The sequence below is a fragment of the Sulfitobacter sp. genome (assembly GCF_039977885.1).
GTDB lineage: Bacteria > Pseudomonadota > Alphaproteobacteria > Rhodobacterales > Rhodobacteraceae > Sulfitobacter.
In genome coordinates this window covers 34242-50551 of the sequence record NZ_JBDWCI010000009.1, presented here as the reverse complement: position 1 = coordinate 50551, position 16310 = coordinate 34242, and the positions used below count along the sequence as shown (strand labels likewise).

The window sequence follows — 16310 nt, the reverse complement described above, 5'->3', positions numbered from 1 at the left end:
GCATTGAAAAGGATGCGCCAGATGTCACGCATCACCCATATCGTCCTTGATGACGCCAACATGCCGCCGCCCACGCCCGAGATCGAGCAAGAGCGCCGCGTGGCTATGTTCGACCTTCTCGAAGACAACAGCTTTGCACTGCCCGCCCGCGATGATCGTCCCGCACCCGAGGGGCCATATCACCTTGGCCTGTCGATCCGCGACAAGCGGCTAGTGTTCGACGTCACCACCGAAACCGCCGAAAAAGCCGCAGAGTTTCACCTCTCGCTTGGCCCGTTCCGGCAGGTGGTCAAGGATTACTTCCAGATCTGCGAAAGCTATTTTGACGCTGTCAAAAAACTGCCCCCCGCCCAGATTGAAACCATCGACATGGCCCGCCGTGGCATCCACATGGAAGGCAGTCGCGTGCTCCAAGAGCGGTTGGAGGGTAAGGCAGAGATCGACATTGACACGGCACGGCGCCTGTTTACCCTCATCTGCGTCCTGCACTTCGGAGGCTAGCGCGTGACCCAAGAGCTCCCCCAATCCGTGCTCTTTTGTTGCGATCACAATGCTGTCCGCTCGCCCATGGCCGAAGGCTTTATGAAGAAATTCTACGGCACAGATGTCTATGTCCAATCGGTTGGCGTGAAGAACGACCTTGAAATCGACGGGTTTTCCATCGCGGTCTGTCAGGAAATGGGAGTTGAGCTATCGCGCCACCGCTCGCGCAGCTTTGACGAGATGGAGGAATGGGGCGATGATCTGAGCTCCTTTGATCTGGTCATCTCCCTTTCGCCCGCCTCTCAGCGCCGCGCGCTTGAACTTACCCGTTTCTATCATCTGGATGTAGAGTATTGGCCCATCCTCGATCCGACCGGATTGGGCGAGGGGCGCGAGGCCAAACTGACCCAGTTCCGCGCCGCCCGTGATCAGATCATCGGCCGCCTCAAGGACCGTTTTGGCCTACCCACACGCGCGGCCTGATGCGTGTAACCCCGACAGGAGCCCGCCCATGAACGCAACCGTGCAAGCCTATTTCGATGCTTTCAACAAAGGGGATATCGAGGCCATGCTGGCCTGCGTCAGCGATGATGTCGCCCACCACGTCAATGAAGGTAACATCCGCATTGGCAAAGCCGCCTTTGCCGAATTTTGCGCCCACATGAGCCGCTGTTATGCGGAGAACCTCACGGATATGGTGATCTTCGAGGCCCAAGGTGGCACACGCGCAGCGGCGGAATATACCGTCAACGGCACTTATCTTGAGACGGATGCGGGTCTGCCCCAGGCTACTGGCCAGACCTACAAGATTCCCGCAGGGTCGTTCTTTAGCCTTGAGGATGGTAAGATCACCCGCGTCACCACACGCTACAACCTGTCCGACTGGACCGCGCAAGTCGCATGATTACCCGCGCGCTGACGGGAGAGGCCTTGGCCGCCGCACTCGATGATGTAGCGCGCCTGCGCATTTCTGTATTTGCGGAATGGCCCTATTTATATGACGGTGACCTCGCCTATGAAAGGCAGTATCTGCAAAGCTACCGTGAGGCGCAGGGCGCTGTTGTGGTCGGTGCATTTGACGGTGCGCGGCTTGTGGGGGCCAGCACCGGTACTCCGCTACAAAGCCATGCAGATGAATTTTCCAAGGCATTTGCAGATACCGGCATTGACCTGAACGACGTGTTTTATTGCGCCGAAAGCGTCCTGTTGCCCGAATATCGCGGGCAGGGGATCGGCCACCGTTTCTTTGACCTACGCGAAGCTGACGCCGGCGCCGCGGGTTTTTCCAAATGCTGTTTTTGCGCCGTGATGCGCGCCTCTGACCACCCCGCACGGCCCCTCGATTATCGCCCGTTGGACGGGTTCTGGCGTGCGCGCGGCTATGTACCGCTTGCGGGGGTGGTTGCGCGATTTCACTGGCGCGATATCGGCGAGGCGCAACAAAGCGCCAAGCCGCTTCAGTTCTGGATCAAAAACCTCTGAGGTTTGATCAGGAGCAAACCCGCGAAGCGGTGTTCCCAAAAGCTTTCCAGGTTGCCCAGAAATCATTGTCCGACGCGCGGTCCGACTGTCGCCATTCCTGCACCTTATGGGGGTCTTTGAACGCTTTGACGCCGCGGCGTTTTTCAGCCGTGGACAGCTCGCGGTCGGCAACCGCCTGAATGCAGCCACAGCGCTGTGCGCTTGCGGCTTTGCGTCCCTGTGCAACGCAGGCGCGCTGCAATGGGCCTGTCGCAAACAGCTGGGTTGGCGCAATGACGCCGCGCGTTGTGTAGGTTCTTGTGCCGCCACTACATGCAGCAACCGTTGTCAGCGCCACAAGCGCCAAAATGGTGGGTTTCATCTCATCTGCCTTTGTCTCAAAAACCGCGAGTGGGGTTTTCCCCTTTGGTGCGGCGTTATCTGCTCTGCGAAGCAGTATGCACGAGTTTGGGGCAGGGGGCAATAAAACCATCGTGATCAGCGAAAAATACCGCCGCTCAACCGAGGTGGATCAACGTCCCTTCATGACGCTTCATAATCGGATAGCCGCATGGCGGCTCCGTTTCGGAAACCTGTTTGGCCAATTCGGGGAATAGCGCAATCAGCTCTGCATAAGCATCTCTGGCCACATCCTTGAGGGCCTGCGCCCCGGGGTGAAAGCTCTCGCTCCATGCGCCGTTTGTCTCGATCACCGCATGGCGGTCAAGTAGCAGATGATGATATTGGACCGCGCCGCCACGCTGTAGGCGCACAGTGGTATCATTCAGCAGATGAACTGCCGGAATCAGCACCTCATCCTCGCCAAACAACAACTCTGCCTGCCAGCCGGTTACAAGCATCCGGTGTTGTTGGGATACCATCAAGGGCGCGGTATTACCCAAGGCGCCTGTCTCAAACCTGACGGGGGTGCAATTGCCCCGCGCGGCAAAGCGTCTTGCGCCGGTCCATTGCACCGCCCGCACCCCGTGATCGCGCGTCACCACAAGATCACCGGCAACGATATCCTCAACCGCGCGCTGCCCGTCAGGCGTGCGGATCATCGTGCCGCTTACCACGCAGATCGGCGTGGCATAATCCTCCGCGGCAAACGATGGCCCCTCAAAGGTCGACACAACCTGCAGCGGCACGCCCACGGGCGGGAACTCTCCTGCTTCGCCAATAAACGCGAGGCCCTCTACCGAGCCAAAGACGGGGCTGTCTTGGTTGAAGTTAAAACCGACGACCTGCCAGGTGTTGGTTCCATCGGTAAGCACCAGCCCGTATTCCGCCTCAACAACGGTATTGTCGGGATATGTCGTGCCCGCAATTGTCTGATCCCCGAACAGGCGCTGGCTGCTGTCACTATCCTGAAAATTGGCGTCATCATCCGATATCTCGACCGCTTCCCATGCGTTGCTGTCCAGCGTGATGAAAAGATCCTGAAGATGGCTGCCATTGCCCTGCGTAACCCCGTCCAACTGCCCGCCACCACTGATCGTGATCAGGCTCTCGTCTAGGAAATATATACTGTAATCTGCGGGCATAGGGTTTTGGCCTTTTGAGTCGAGGCCTGAATAGCGCGGCAGTTGGAAAGATTTATGGGGAATTAAAGGCAATTTATAGACAGCTAACGCCGCTGGCTTCCCGTTCCTGCCCGTGGTGAAGGGACCAAACCCGCAGCTGCGCCCGCTTGTTGCAGCATCTTGCCGTGCGCGGTGCGGGCCAAATCAGACCGGTCCGCAGGATCGTCGCGCGCAGCATTCGCACGGCGGCTGGCGACCTGCTACATCATCTACCTTGACCGCCCTTCAAAACCGCACCATATCCGTTCTATGACACCACTTTCACATATCCGCAATTTCTCCATCGTCGCCCACATTGACCATGGTAAATCCACCCTCGCTGACCGTCTCATCCAAGAGACGCAGACGGTCGCCGCGCGCGATATGAAGGCGCAGCTGCTCGATAACATGGATATCGAACGCGAACGGGGCATCACCATCAAAGCCCAGACCGTGCGGATCAACTATCTGGCGAAAAACGGCGAGGAATACGTTCTCAACCTGATCGACACCCCCGGTCACGTGGATTTCGCCTATGAGGTCTCCCGCTCCATGCGCGCGGTCGAAGGCTCGCTGCTGGTGGTCGACAGCACCCAAGGCGTTGAGGCCCAGACGTTGGCCAACGTCTATCACGCCATCGACGCCGACCATGAAATCGTGCCCGTCCTGAACAAGATCGACCTGCCCGCCACCGATTGTGACCGCGTGGCCGAACAGATCGAAGACGTCATCGGCATTGATGCCTCCGGCGCCATCCGCGTCTCCGCCAAAACCGGCGAAGGTATCATCGAAACGCTCGAGGCCATCGTCGAACACCTCCCCGCCCCCAAAGGCACGCTGGATGCGCCGCTCAAGGCGATGCTGGTGGATTCGTGGTACGACAGCTACCTCGGCGTGATCGTTCTGGTCCGCATCATGGATGGTCAGCTCAAAAAGGGCGATAAGATCACGATGATGCAAAACGGCTCGGTGCACCACGTGGACCGCATCGGCGTCTTCCGCCCTGCCATGACTGAAATCGACGTGCTTGGCCCCGGTGAAATCGGCTTCCTGACCGCCTCGATCAAGCAGGTCCGCGATACCCGCGTCGGCGATACGATCACCCATGAGAAGAAAGGCTGTGCCGAGGCGCTGCCGGGCTTCAAACCCTCACAACCCGTTGTCTTCTGTGGCCTCTTCCCCGTGGATGCCGCCCAATTCGAAGACCTGCGCGACAGCATCGAAAAACTCGCCCTCAACGACGCAAGCTTCAGCTACGAGATGGAAACCTCCGCCGCCCTTGGCTTTGGCTTCCGCTGCGGCTTCCTTGGCCTGTTGCACCTTGAGGTGATCCGCGACCGGATCGAGCGGGAATATGACATCGACCTCATCACCACCGCGCCCTCCGTGATCTACCACGTGCACATGCGCGATGGCTCGATGGAGCAATTGCACAACCCCGCCGACATGCCCGACCTCACCTTTGTCGACCACTTGGAAGAGCCGCGGATCAAAGCAACCATCCTCGTCCCAGACGAATATCTGGGCGATGTGCTGAAACTCTGCCAGGATCGCCGCGGCATCCAAGAAGACCTCACCTACGCCGGCTCCCGCGCGATGGTGGTCTATGATCTGCCGCTCAACGAAGTGGTATTCGACTTCTACGACCGCCTGAAATCGGTGACCAAAGGCTACGCGAGCTTTGACTACGCCATGATCGGCTACCGCGAAGACGCGCTGGTGAAAATGAGCATCCTCGTCAACGACGAACCCGTCGACGCGCTGAGCACAATGGTCCACCGCGACCGCGCTGAGATGCGGGGCCGCGCGATGGTCGAAAAACTAAAAGACCTGATCCCCCGCCACATGTTCAAAATCCCGATCCAAGCGGCGATTGGCGGCAAGGTGATTGCACGTGAAACATTGTCCGCCATGCGCAAAGACGTGACGGCCAAATGTTACGGCGGCGACGCATCGCGTAAACGCAAGCTGCTGGATAAGCAGAAAGCGGGTAAGAAGAAGATGCGCCAGTTCGGTAAGGTGGATATTCCGCAGGAAGCTTTCATCAGCGCACTGAAAATGGATGGCTAAGCAACAAAAAACCCGTCAGCTTTCAGCTGAAGGGTTTTTGTTGACGGTGGGAGGCAGCGTATTGCAAAGCAATGCGCGTTCCCACTGGGTGCGGACGGAGAGCCAAGGTTGAGATTTACATAACTTTATCCCACTGGACACGCTAGGGTTGAGTTAATATCCTCCTGAGAAAGTTACATGGCTCAGGTTGATACTTAAGTGACTAAATATACTCTATTTATCGACGAAACTGGCGACGCTGGTATTGATAAAGTGCGAAAAGGTGTTGACGGAAAAGGTGCATCTCCGATTTTGGTTATTGCAGGGTGCCTCATTCCTGACAATCGAGCGGTAGAATTGAAATCGGTTCTCCAAGAAATTCGTTCCGCTACATCTAAAGCTAATTTACATTGTACTGAAATGGGCCATTTTGCTGTAGCAAAATATGCTAGAATGGTAAGTGAAAAAGCTGGTATTCTTTGCTTCGCGTTTGTTTCTACCAAATCGACGATGGGAAGTTATAAAGATCAAATATCTGGCAAGGGCCAAGATCAGAAATATTATAATAAGTGTGTTTCCTATTTTTTAGAACGTGTAGGGCATTTCATGCGGCTAAATAGTATTTCTGGGGAAGATCTCAAAATTGTTTTCGAAGAAAGGCGGGCTCACGATTACGCCAAGCTAAAGAACTATTTGCGGACTATAAAACGAAACCCACACGACAAGAGGCTTGGTTTCTATCTTGGGCCTATCTTACCGGATTGTATCGAAAGTAAAGCGAAACCAGACGAAGAATTACTTTGTTATCCTGATTTGGTCGCATTTTCAGTCGCAGCCGCAATAAACGCGTCAGCTGCAAATTTGGGTGTGCCAGAACAGCGGTATCTTCGAGAACTTAAAAACAGATTTTTTAAAGAGGCAGAGACAGGAGTCATTGGTGAATTTGGACTTAAATTGTTCAAGCGATATGAGTTAGACCTTGATAGATCGACCTCTGACTTCTTTGAGAAGTGGCATTCTAGCGAAGTAGAGCCAAACTTGCATGATGGCGGTAAATATTGATCAATTGCCAAACCCCCAAGGGATTTGGCAGCGCCCGAACCGCCCCCCACGGGGCGGGCGCTTCACGCCCACCCCTCGGTTCGTGCGCGGTGCTAATATTACATGACACGCACAACCCAACCGCTTTCCATTTGCCCACCTCCCAAACACCGCATACACCACACCCCATGACATGCCCCCTTTGCACCACCGATGCCCCGCTCACCGACACGCCCGTCTCCGGCGGCCCCGCTGACGCATCCGTTGCGCTTTGCGCGCTCTGCACCGATCCGCAGACCCCGCCGGATCATTTCCGCCCCATCGCCTCGACCATGTGGTCCGAGGACCCCGCGCTGCAAGTCGTCGCCGCCCGCACGCTCAAGCGCCTCGATACCGATTGGGCCCGCGATCTGCTTGATCAGCTCTACCTCGACGAGGAGACGCAAATCTGGGCCGATAACGTCGCCCCGCAGAGCAATCACCGCGACAGCAACGGTGTGGCGCTTTCTGCTGGCGATACCGTGGTGTTGATCAAGGACCTCAACGTCAAAGGTGCGGGCTTCACGGCCAAGCGGGGCACAGCGGTGCACCGGATTACCCTTGTCCCCGACAATGACGCGCATATCGAAGGCCGCGTCGAGGGCCAGCGCATCGTCATCCTGACCGAATTCGTGAAAAAGCGCTAAGCACCGCCCGTATGTACGCGCGGTGTACGTCCGGTGCACAATGTGTGACTCAGGATTTTAGGGCGCAGGGGCCAGATGCGCGGCAAGCGCGGCGGGCACCGCGCCGCCGTCCAAAAGCACCTGCAAAACCTCTGCGCTAAACTCCCAGACATCTTCTGTATGTACGAGATGATGCGTGAGCAGGCCCAGCGGTTCGGTCGCATCCGTGCGCCCTGTGCGCCGGTCGCGCAGGGTCTGAACGATCCCCGCGATCAGCGTCTCGGGCTCGGCTAACCCTCTGTGTCCCTTCCAGAAAATAGGGTCGATATGGGTGTTGATCAGCGCCACGCCCTCAGCGGCCAGCGGGGCTTTGCGCGGCCCGTAAGTAGACAGCCCCGCGTAGCCTGCGGCTTTCAGCTGGGCGATGGTGCTCGCGTCAATCCGGTTCCAGGGTGGCACAAACACCGGCAACAGTGCCTCTCCGAACTCGGCCTGCATCACGGCCATCGCCTGCACCAGCTCCCCCGCCGCCTCTTTGCGCGGCTGCCCGAACTCGGCATCCTTAACCCCTTGAGGAGAATGGCTAATATGCGTCCACCCATGCACCATCGGCACGCCGGTGGCCATTGCAGGCAGCAAGGATTTCTCGAGCCTCCCCGGGATCACCGCCACATGCACAGCGACCCCCAGATCCTCTGACAAGCGCAGAAGCCGTGACAGGGCAGGCGTCTCTGCCACCGCATCATCATCGCGCCACCACACAGGCAGGGGCAATCCCTCCCGCCGCCAAAGGCCAAGCTCTGCAAGCAAAGGGGACCAGTCAATTTTCATTGGGTTCTCCGCAGGTTATGCGTGATCGTGACCGTGCGCTCGGCACCGCTGAAACCATATGCGCTAGCGTCCCGCAGCGGCGCTGCAATGACCCGTGACAATGCCTCACACAGGCTATCCGGCGTGAGCTCGGCTCGGGTGAGCTGTGCAATGCCGCTGCGTTTGGCAAGAGCAGAGGCGCGCAGGCCCTGCTCGACTTCGTTGCCCTCGTCAAAAGGAATAAACACCGCCGGAGTTCCCGCCTGCAGAATATCCAGCGCTGTATTATACCCACAAAGCGAAACCGACGCCGCAGCATGGTAGAGCATCTGCCGGAAGTCGGGCCGCGCAGCTTCAATAGTGACGTTCTGCGGGCTGCGCGCCCGTAGCTTTGCAACCCGCTCAGGCGGGGGCGTGCCGCCGATCAAAAGCCGCAAGGGATGCGGGGTTTTCGCTGCGGCATCAACCGCAGCGTCATAGACATGCTGCCCGACATCGCCACCGCCCGCGCTCACGATGATCTCACCCGCGCCTGCCGCTTGCGGATGTGGCCCCGCCGCAGGAGGGCTGACAAAACCCGTGTAATGAAGCAGAGGGCGCAGGGTGTCCGTCACCGGCCAACTCACCTCCAGAGGGGTGAGTTCGGGATCAGAGTGCACCAGCACGGCGTCGTAAAACGCGCTGAGGGTGTCATCGGCGAATTGGACCTTCTTTGGCTTGGAAGGGGGAGCGAGAATATCCCGAATGGAAGCGCAGATAAGAGGGCGCGCGGGGCGGGCTTTGGCGGCCTCCAGCAGTGCACGGAATTCGTCACGCAGGATGCGGCGACCAAAGGGGAATAGCTCGGTTATGAGAATGTCAGGCGCAAAGCTGTGCAGCTCAGCAAGAAGCGCTGCTTGCCGCTTTCCCAAAAGATCGCTGCTTGCGGGGGCGTTATCCGTGTCCAGAAGCCGTGTGAAATCGACACCGTCCGAGCGCAGAGGTGGCAATTGCACCAGCCGTACATCACCACGGTCCAGCACAGGGGCGAGCATGCCGCCAGAAACAACTGAGACCTCGTCACCGGCTGTCTGATAGGCCCGTGCGAGGGTTAAGGCACGGGCCAGATGGCCAGTGCCAAGTAGATGTGTGACGACGATCATAACTTTCATGAAGATCGGCTTTCCAAGCGGATAGGGTCGGGTTGTAGGCGCCATGTATCGCCGTCGATTTCGATGATGAACAGGCGGTTGCGCTTGACGGCGAAAGGGGCGGGGCCGTCGAAATTCCAGCCGCTTGCATGGGCCATGAGCACACGCATGATGCCAATGTGGCAGACGGCTACAGTATCACCCGTGAGTTCCTGCACCCAAGGTAGCAGGCGATCCCGCATTGCGCGTGGACTTTCGCCACCCGGCGGGGTGTAGTCCCAGCCCCAAGTCTCGATGTCGCGGTGGTCACAATTGGGATCGGCGTGCAATTCCAGCGCGATACGCCCCTCCCAATCGCCCCAGTTCATCTCGGTCAATGCGGCATCGGTGAAGGGCGTGCGATCCGCGACAAGCTGCGCTGTCTCGAATGCGCGGGAAAGGGGGCTGGACCAGAGGGCTGCGCTGTCCCAAGGGGCAGGCAGGCGTTGGGCTGCGAGCTGTGCGCGGGCCTCTTCGTCCAGCCCAATATCGGTCCGCCCCTGCACGCGGCCTGCGCGGTTCCATGGGGTGTGGCCGTGGCGTAAAAGGGCAAGTCGGATCATGGGGCACCTGCAAGGGTAAGGCCCGCGCGCAGGGTTTGCGCCGCGGCGGGGAGTAAATGATGGCGCGCGATGTGATCGCGGATATCGCTCGGGTCGGGCATGGTATTACGGGCAAAAGCCGCGAGGCCTGCGGCACCGGCATCAACCAAAGGGTAGTAGTTCGGGTATAGCACATCGCGCACACCGGGGCGGTTTTGTGCGATCACTGGCAATCCGTGGGCCTGGGCCTCCAGATATACCATGCCAAATGCCTCATCCACGCCGGGCCAGATGAATGCCCCGGCTGAGCGGTAGGCCTGTGCCAACCCATTGCCATCTAGCGCGCCGAGGAACTGCACGCGGTCGCCGTAGGGGGCCATCATTGCCTCGATCTGCGGGCGGTCGGGGCCATCCCCTGCGATGCTCAGGCGGGTCGTGTTCGGCAGTAGGGCCATTGTCTGCGCGATGAGCGCGTAAGAGGCGCGCTTTGCTGCCGCGCGCATCATGCCAACGGCCAGCAATCCGGCACCAGTGGCGCGCGGCGGCAGTTCTGACTGAGGTAGGAAGGGGCGTAGATGCACCAGCTGCTGGCCTGCGGGGGCATAGGCGGACAGGGCTTCGTGGTCGCGCTCGGTGAGATAAAAGATCACATCGGCTGCGTCGCTTGCGGCTTCGGCGCGGCGGGCAAAGCTGTCCCACGGGCCATCAAGGCGTTTGCGCGCGCGGGTTGCCTCGATCAGCAGATAGGGGATGCCAAGCGCTTGGGCCACAGCGGGGCCAATCAGATCGGGGGCCTTATAGTAATTGTGATAGGTAACCCACGCCTGCCAGCGTGCAGCGCGGCCCTGTGCGATGATATCGGGCAGGGCTGCCTTGGCTTCATGGATCAGCTGCGTTTGGTGTTTGGCATCGCCTTTGCTGTCACGGCTGCGAAGGGATGACGCCAAATCAACCTGCGCGCCCGCGTGCTCGAGCGCGGCCTTCAAGGCCCGTGCCATTGTGCGATCACCCGAGGGCACAGGGTGTTCGGGCGGCTTGAGCGGGGCGTAGAAGGCCAGCCGCATTAGGCCGGCTTCAGGATGCCGCGCAGGCGCTTGGCCAGATGGGTGATGCCGGGGGCCATGGTGAACTCTGCGTGCAGCCGCGCATGGGCAGCTTTGGCAAGCTGCGGCCCAAGCGCCGGATCGCGGGCGATTTGTTGCATGCCTTGGGCAAAGGCCTGGGCCGTGTCTTCGGCCAGCAGGCCATGGGTGCCTGTGGTAATGAATTCGGGGATCGCCGAGACAGGTGTCGAGAGGATGGGCAAAAGCTGGCTTGCGGCTTCCATCAGTACATTGGGCAGGCCGTCGCGGTCGCCGTCAGCGGCGATGCGCGAGGGCAGCACAAAAAGATCGGCAGCGCGCATTGCTGCAATGACATCGGGTTGGTCACAGGCACCGCGCCAAGTGATCCTATCGGCGACACCTGTGGCCTGTGCGCGCTCACGCATCACGCTATCCAATGCGCCACCGCCGATATGGGTCCATTCCCACGCCAAATCATCCGGCAGCAGGGCCAGTGCATCGATTAACGTATCAAAGCCCTTCTTTTCGACCAGACGGCCCACCGACATCATGCGCAGAGGCGCATTTGCATCGCGCAGGGGGCGCTCGGGCGCGTCAGGAAAGCGCGCCAGATCCAGCCCGTGATAGACCAGATCAACGCGGGTCGGCGTATCGGCCAGCGCTTGCAGATGTTCTGCACCAAAGCGGGTGCAGGTTGCGCCAAAGGCCGCGCCATGGCTTTGCGCGGACAGCTTTTCGCGCAGTTCCCATTCAGGAGAGGTCCAGATGTCTTTGGCATGGGCCGAAAAAGACCAAGGCAGGCCACGTAGGATAGCGGCATAGCGCGCAACCGAAGAGGGCGTGTGCAAGAAATGGGCATATAGCGCCTCCAGCCCATCACCGGCTTCATGAGCCAGCACGCAGGCCTGACCCCAGCGGCGGCGGCGGTTGGCGGTGTCGTCCCGTGCAACATCGCGGGCAAAGGCTTCGGCGGCGGCGTCAAAGCCGGGCAGGGCGGTGACAGCCCCCATCGCGTCATGCACGCGGCGCGGCTCTTGGTGCAGATATTCCGGCAGATAGCGCACTTGGGCTTGCAGGCGGTCATGCAGGGGGTGGGTTTTGGTATCAGTCGGGTGGCGCAGGGACCACAGCTCGAAATCAATGCCGGCCTCTTCCAGCGCAACAAGTTCTTGGGCGATGAAGGTCTCGGACAGGCGCGGCCAGCCCTTCACAAGGATGGCAAGAGGGGGCGTGGAGGGCATAATCGGTCAGTCCTTTCGGGCCATAAGTGCGCGGCCGCGTTTTACGACAACATCAAGCCCGTCGAGCAAGCCATCGGCACCGGCCTGTGAGGGTTTCTTTTGATCGGGTAGGGCGCGGATGGCTTGGATCATCGCCTCGACGGTCATCCCGTCGCGCCCATCATCAAGCATGCGCACAAGGCCCAGTTCTTCGGCGCGGCTGGCGCGAATCCATTGTTCAAGCCGGGGCACGGTGCGCGGCACGATCACTGCGCGGCGGTCAAAACTGAGCACTTCGCAAAAGGTGTTATAACCGCCCATGCAGACCACGCCCTGCGCTTTGGCAAAAAGCGCCTCGATCCGGCTGTCAAAGCCGGTGGCGGTGACACGCCCGCCCAGCTTTTCCACCCGCGCATCCATCGCATCGCGCACATCGCCAGACAGAAACGGGCCGTAAACCAGCATTGCGGGCGGTCCAAGCGTCGGATCAGTCTCATAGGCGTCCAGAACAAGGCTGACCATCGCGGCCCCGTCACCGCCGCCGCCCGGCGTGATCAGGATATAGGGTTCATCTGTCACCTCGGCAGGGTCGGTCATTTCGCGGCGCAGATAGCCTGTGTAATGCATTCGCGCGCGGCTTTGTGCGCTAAGCGGGAGGCCCTTTGTCGGGTCATAGATGCTCTCGACGCCGTAAACCCAAAATTCATCGTAATAGGTTTCGGCGGCATGAACGGCGCCTTTGCGCTCCCATTCGGCGGCCAGTACGTGGGGTTCATCCAGCACATCGCGCAGACCCAGCACAACACTGCAATTGCTATTCTCCTGAAGCCACTTCAAGGTCGGCAGCAATTCACCGCGAAAGCCTGTGGGTTCTTTATCCACAATCAAAAGATCGGGGCGATATTGTTCGACCGCGGATTGGATCAGGCCAGCGCGCAGATTGGTGGTGGCGTCAATATTGAGCCCGAGGGTCGAACTGACATAAGAGCCGTCGGGCAATTTGGTCACACCGGGCAGGCGGATGTGGTCAACGCGTTCGGGAAAGGTGAACCGCCCCGCAACCGGAGATCCGGTGAGAATGATCGCCGAGGCCTCGGGGTCGCCGGCCGTTAGGGCGGTGGCCAAGGCGCGCGAGCGGCGCAAGTGGCCCAATCCGAAAGTGTCGTGACTGTACAGCATAATCCGCCGCGAAGGCGCGCGAGCGTTGGCTTGGTCGATGGTAGGTTGCTGCATTCCGTGTCTTTCCGTCTTTCGGCTGGCGCGTGGCCTTGGGGAATTTGCCCGATGTCCCGAATAATCTCTAGCCGTCCTATAGCATGGGGGCGGGTTTGCCAAAGGCGTCGAGGTTTTTTAGGCCTGTTCAGGGGCTGCGCGATGCGATGAAGCCACGATCTTGCAACCACAGGTGTGCTATTCGTCGGGTTCGGGCGGTTTTGCTAGAAATGGGGAGGCATAATTGGGGGCCTGTTTGCCCCGATGATGGGGATCAAAGACCGGAAGAAACGGTAGATCGCCGGTGCCAAGCCTGAATTGAATGCTGTGTACAAATCAGGATGCCACAAATTGCCAGCTGATAGCCCCAAGGCCTGTACGCAGAATTGCAATTTGACCCTCAAAGCCATAGGCTGGCTGTGCTGTAATCCCGTCTTCGGCGGATTTTGTGGACAGGGAGTGCCTAAATGATCTACCGCCGTTTTTTGCTGTGTTTGATGGTCGCTATCGGGATGATAATTGCGATGCCATCGGCGCAGGTTCAGGCGCAGGGTGTCACTACTCTTTTGACGCAAGCCGAGACAGCGCAAGACGACACCAGCGTTCAAAGCGATCTGGCAGAGGCGTTGAATGCGGCCGCGCAAGCCGGTGTGGGTATTGTTGTAATCGATTCCGAAGGACAGCTTGTCTCGCAACCGTCGGCTGAGGTCCTCGAAGAGGTAGCCATCCCCTCTGATGCGGAAGGGTCGCGTTTGATGAAAGCGCAAGTGGGGGCAGATTTGGTTCGTGACGCATTGATCGAACGTTTGAGCCAACTGCCTATCGCGATAAACGAAGTCCTTTATATCCTGCGCAGCGCATCGCCGGATGGTACGCTTTATGCCTTTGTTCAGGCGCTGGTTTTCAGCCTTGCTGTGTTCGGCGTCGGGGCCTTGTTCGAATATTACGTGTTCGGATACCGCGTGGTGCGCGGTTTTATGGCGCGGCGTGTGCGGGAAAATCCGGTCGGCTATAGCGAAAAACTGCCCTTTCTGGTGCAGCGGTTTTTCTTTGGCTTGGTGGGGATAATGATCTCGATGGCGGTGGCTTATGTGCTGGGGCTGCTGATTTTCCCGCCGCTGACGGATAGTGCGATGCAGTTCACGGTGACGTTGATCAACATCGGTTATTTCTCCTGTCGCGTCACAGCCACTTTGTGGCGGATGATCCTGTCGCCCTACCTGCCACAATACCGCATTCCGCATTTTTCGGATCGCTGTGCCAGACGTTTGCACCGCTGGATGTGGATCATGGGCAGTTTTGCCATCTGTGGCATTCTGTTCGGAATCTGGATTGCCGAGCTGGGCCTGACTTACGAGATCTACGCGCTGGTTGCGTCAATCCTGTCCGGTGCGGTCGTGGTTCTCAATATCATTCTGGTCATGGTAAACCGGAGTTCCATATCGAATGCCTTGCGTCAGGGTAAGGGGGTCGAAGAAGTCAGCCTGTTGGTCCGCGTGCTGAGCCGCGCATGGGCACCGGCGGTGATTATCTATGTGGTTATTGCCTGGCTTGTGCTGACGATCAATCTGGTGCTTGGCACGCCGGGGCCCATTCCGTTGATTGCCGGGGCCTATGTGATCCTGATCTCGATTATCGTCGTGTACGGTGTGGTCAATTATGTGATCGAGCGTGGCTTTGCCCGCGCGCGCGTGATGCGTGCGATCCGTGAGAAACAAGCGCAGATGGAAGCCGCCGAACAAGAGCGGTTGGAAGCCGAGGCGCGTGACCGCATGGTCATGCAAGAGGATGGGCCGGATCCGGATGCGGATGAGGAAAGCGCCCTTGAAGCGGATAAGCCCGCAGGACCACTGGCCCAGCGGATCGAACCCGCACTGGCAGCATCGAATACCGCTGATCTGAGCGCGCAAGAACGCGAGACACTGATGGAAGACGCGGCGCAGGCGCACCCTGTGCGGGTCTTGAACTCGTTTGAGGCACTTGCGCGGCGGGTCGCAGGGATTCTGGCTTTTGTGGCGGGGGCCTATGCCTTTTTCTACATTTGGGACAATGACAGCGCGCGCATGGTTGAATCCGTGCTGGAGCAGTTGTTGGACATCATCATCATTATTTTCATCGGGTATGTTGTGTACCATGCCTTCCGCATCTGGATTGATACAAAGATTGCAGAGGAATCCGGGTATGAGGTTGAAGAGGCCGAGCTGGGCGATGAAGGCAGCGCGGATTCCTCGGCTTCGCGTTTGGCGACCTTGTTGCCCTTGTTCCGCAATTTCACCTTGATCGTGGTGGTGGTAACGATCGCCCTGATTGTTCTGATGGAAGTCGGAATTAACGTGGGCCCTCTGTTCGCCGGTGCCGGTATCGTCGGTGTGGCCGTCGGGTTTGGTTCTCAGGCATTGGTGCGCGATATCTTTGCCGGTGCCTTTTTCCTGTTTGATGATGCTTTCCGGAAGGGCGAGTATCTGGATGTGGGCGGGGTCAAAGGCACGGTCGAGAAGATTTCTGTGCGGTCATTCCAGCTTCGGCACCATTTGGGGGCGCTGCATACGATCCCGTTCGGTGAGTTGCAGGTGATGACCAATTACAGCCGTGACTAGGTGATTATGAAGCTGCCGTTGCGGGTGACCTATGACACGGACGTGGAAAAGGTGCGCAAGTTGATCAAAAAGCTGGGAGTTGCCTTGCTGGATGATCCGGTGATCGGGGCAAACTTTATCGCGCCACTCAAGTCACAAGGCGTGATCGAAATGCAGGACAGCGCGATGATCATTCGCGTCAAGTTTATGACCAAACCGGGCGATCAATGGCTGGTGCGTAAGCGGGTCTATGAAGAGATCCGCGAGTTGTTTGAACGCGAAGGTATCAAGTTTGCCCACCGTGAGGTGACGGTACGGCTAGCCGACGGTAAGGCAGAGGATTTGACTGAAGAGCAAAAGCGCAAGGTGGCTGCTGCTGCACATGCGTCGATCGAAGAGGAAGAGGCCGAAGAGACGGGCGGGGATGACCGATAGGCCAGCGCCTATGAGGCTTTT

15 protein-coding genes and 1 pseudogene are annotated in these 16310 nt (G+C 58.8%); 8 read left to right on the top strand and 8 right to left on the bottom strand.

Features of this window, described 5'->3' with window-relative positions:
• Nucleotides 1-21: 21 nt before the first annotated feature.
• The 4 genes from ABJM03_RS06955 to ABJM03_RS06940 are packed head-to-tail and all read left to right on the top strand — an operon-like array spanning nt 22 to nt 1965.
• Nucleotides 22-501 (top strand): UPF0262 family protein, encoded by a 480-nt coding sequence (locus ABJM03_RS06955; protein WP_348416669.1) that lies wholly within the window; start codon nt 22-24, stop codon nt 499-501.
• 3 nt (nt 502-504) lie between these two features.
• The gene (locus ABJM03_RS06950; RefSeq protein WP_348416668.1) at nt 505-966 is read left to right on the top strand and encodes a low molecular weight phosphatase family protein; all 462 of its coding nucleotides are present in this window, start codon (nt 505-507) and stop codon (nt 964-966) included.
• Between the two features lie 28 nt (nt 967-994).
• Nucleotides 995-1387, top strand: coding sequence for a ketosteroid isomerase-related protein (locus ABJM03_RS06945; protein ID WP_348416667.1), 393 nt, complete (start codon nt 995-997; stop codon nt 1385-1387).
• A complete protein-coding gene (locus ABJM03_RS06940; RefSeq protein WP_348416666.1) occupies nt 1384-1965 on the top strand; it encodes a GNAT family N-acetyltransferase in 582 nt (193 codons plus the stop codon). The genes ABJM03_RS06945 and ABJM03_RS06940 overlap by 4 nt, the downstream gene beginning before the upstream one ends.
• Nucleotides 1966-1972: 7 nt before the next feature.
• On the opposite strand, the gene ABJM03_RS06935 is transcribed toward ABJM03_RS06940, so the two are convergent.
• Nucleotides 1973-2326: a hypothetical protein gene (locus ABJM03_RS06935; protein ID WP_348416665.1), complete on the bottom strand. Its 354-nt coding sequence runs from the start codon at nt 2324-2326 to the stop codon at nt 1973-1975.
• A 136-nt stretch (nt 2327-2462) separates the two neighbouring features.
• Complete coding sequence (locus ABJM03_RS06930; protein WP_348416664.1) at nt 2463-3488, bottom strand: Hint domain-containing protein; 1026 nt, start codon at nt 3486-3488, stop codon at nt 2463-2465.
• A 288-nt stretch (nt 3489-3776) separates the two neighbouring features.
• Between ABJM03_RS06930 and lepA the strand changes: the two genes are divergently transcribed.
• The 3 genes from lepA (at nt 3777) to ABJM03_RS06915 (ending at nt 7282) form a co-directional block, all read left to right on the top strand.
• On the top strand, nt 3777-5576 hold the full coding sequence (gene lepA / locus ABJM03_RS06925; RefSeq protein ID WP_348416663.1) for a translation elongation factor 4: 1800 nt from the start codon (nt 3777-3779) through the stop codon (nt 5574-5576).
• 198 nt (nt 5577-5774) lie between these two features.
• The gene (locus ABJM03_RS06920; protein WP_348416662.1) at nt 5775-6617 is read left to right on the top strand and encodes a DUF3800 domain-containing protein; all 843 of its coding nucleotides are present in this window, start codon (nt 5775-5777) and stop codon (nt 6615-6617) included.
• 167 nt (nt 6618-6784) lie between these two features.
• Nucleotides 6785-7282 (top strand): alkylphosphonate utilization protein, encoded by a 498-nt coding sequence (locus ABJM03_RS06915; RefSeq protein ID WP_348416661.1) that lies wholly within the window; start codon nt 6785-6787, stop codon nt 7280-7282.
• A gap of 57 nt (nt 7283-7339) precedes the next feature.
• On the opposite strand, the gene ABJM03_RS06910 is transcribed toward ABJM03_RS06915, so the two are convergent.
• Genes ABJM03_RS06910 through ABJM03_RS06885 form a run of 6 tightly spaced genes read right to left on the bottom strand, consistent with a single transcriptional unit; the run spans nt 7340 to nt 13299 of the window.
• Nucleotides 7340-8092, bottom strand: a complete 753-nt coding sequence (locus ABJM03_RS06910; RefSeq protein WP_348416660.1) for a polysaccharide deacetylase — start codon at nt 8090-8092, stop codon at nt 7340-7342.
• A complete protein-coding gene (locus tag ABJM03_RS06905) occupies nt 8089-9222 on the bottom strand; it encodes a glycosyltransferase (RefSeq protein WP_348416659.1) in 1134 nt (377 codons plus the stop codon). Before ABJM03_RS06905 ends, ABJM03_RS06910 begins: the two co-directional genes overlap by 4 nt.
• Nucleotides 9219-9803, bottom strand: coding sequence for a histidine phosphatase family protein (locus ABJM03_RS06900; RefSeq protein ID WP_348416658.1), 585 nt, complete (start codon nt 9801-9803; stop codon nt 9219-9221). Before ABJM03_RS06900 ends, ABJM03_RS06905 begins: the two co-directional genes overlap by 4 nt.
• Nucleotides 9800-10846, bottom strand: a complete 1047-nt coding sequence (locus tag ABJM03_RS06895; RefSeq protein WP_348416657.1) for a glycosyltransferase family 4 protein — start codon at nt 10844-10846, stop codon at nt 9800-9802. The genes ABJM03_RS06900 and ABJM03_RS06895 overlap by 4 nt, the downstream gene beginning before the upstream one ends.
• Nucleotides 10846-12087 carry a glycosyltransferase family 4 protein gene (locus ABJM03_RS06890; RefSeq protein ID WP_348416656.1) on the bottom strand — a complete coding sequence of 414 codons (1242 nt, stop codon included), beginning with the start codon at nt 12085-12087 and terminating at the stop codon, nt 10846-10848. The genes ABJM03_RS06895 and ABJM03_RS06890 overlap by 1 nt, the downstream gene beginning before the upstream one ends.
• Before the next feature lie 6 nt (nt 12088-12093).
• On the bottom strand, nt 12094-13299 hold the full coding sequence (locus tag ABJM03_RS06885) for a hypothetical protein (protein ID WP_348416655.1): 1206 nt from the start codon (nt 13297-13299) through the stop codon (nt 12094-12096).
• 446 nt (nt 13300-13745) lie between these two features.
• On the opposite strand from ABJM03_RS06885, the pseudogene ABJM03_RS06880 reads away from it, so the two are divergent.
• Nucleotides 13746-16289 (top strand): annotated as a pseudogene (locus ABJM03_RS06880) (mechanosensitive ion channel family protein).
• Nucleotides 16290-16310 lie beyond the last annotated feature (21 nt).

What these genes read in the sequence shown, in the direction of transcription:
- ABJM03_RS06895 (WP_348416657.1), bottom strand. Translation starts at nt 10,846, where the DNA reads ATGCGGCTGGCCTTCTACGCCCCGCTCAAGCCGCCCGAACACCCTGTG.
- ABJM03_RS06900 (WP_348416658.1), bottom strand. Translation starts at nt 9,803, where the DNA reads ATGATCCGACTTGCCCTTTTACGCCACGGCCACACCCCATGGAACCGC.
- ABJM03_RS06955 (WP_348416669.1), top strand. Translation starts at nt 22, where the DNA reads ATGTCACGCATCACCCATATCGTCCTTGATGACGCCAACATGCCGCCG.
- ABJM03_RS06945 (WP_348416667.1), top strand. Translation starts at nt 995, where the DNA reads ATGAACGCAACCGTGCAAGCCTATTTCGATGCTTTCAACAAAGGGGAT.
- ABJM03_RS06885 (WP_348416655.1), bottom strand. Translation starts at nt 13,299, where the DNA reads ATGCAGCAACCTACCATCGACCAAGCCAACGCTCGCGCGCCTTCGCGG.
- lepA (WP_348416663.1), top strand. Translation starts at nt 3,777, where the DNA reads ATGACACCACTTTCACATATCCGCAATTTCTCCATCGTCGCCCACATT.
- ABJM03_RS06890 (WP_348416656.1), bottom strand. Translation starts at nt 12,087, where the DNA reads ATGCCCTCCACGCCCCCTCTTGCCATCCTTGTGAAGGGCTGGCCGCGC.
- ABJM03_RS06940 (WP_348416666.1), top strand. Translation starts at nt 1,384, where the DNA reads ATGATTACCCGCGCGCTGACGGGAGAGGCCTTGGCCGCCGCACTCGAT.
- ABJM03_RS06935 (WP_348416665.1), bottom strand. Translation starts at nt 2,326, where the DNA reads ATGAAACCCACCATTTTGGCGCTTGTGGCGCTGACAACGGTTGCTGCA.
- ABJM03_RS06910 (WP_348416660.1), bottom strand. Translation starts at nt 8,092, where the DNA reads ATGAAAATTGACTGGTCCCCTTTGCTTGCAGAGCTTGGCCTTTGGCGG.
- ABJM03_RS06930 (WP_348416664.1), bottom strand. Translation starts at nt 3,488, where the DNA reads ATGCCCGCAGATTACAGTATATATTTCCTAGACGAGAGCCTGATCACG.
- ABJM03_RS06905 (WP_348416659.1), bottom strand. Translation starts at nt 9,222, where the DNA reads ATGAAAGTTATGATCGTCGTCACACATCTACTTGGCACTGGCCATCTG.
- ABJM03_RS06915 (WP_348416661.1), top strand. Translation starts at nt 6,785, where the DNA reads ATGACATGCCCCCTTTGCACCACCGATGCCCCGCTCACCGACACGCCC.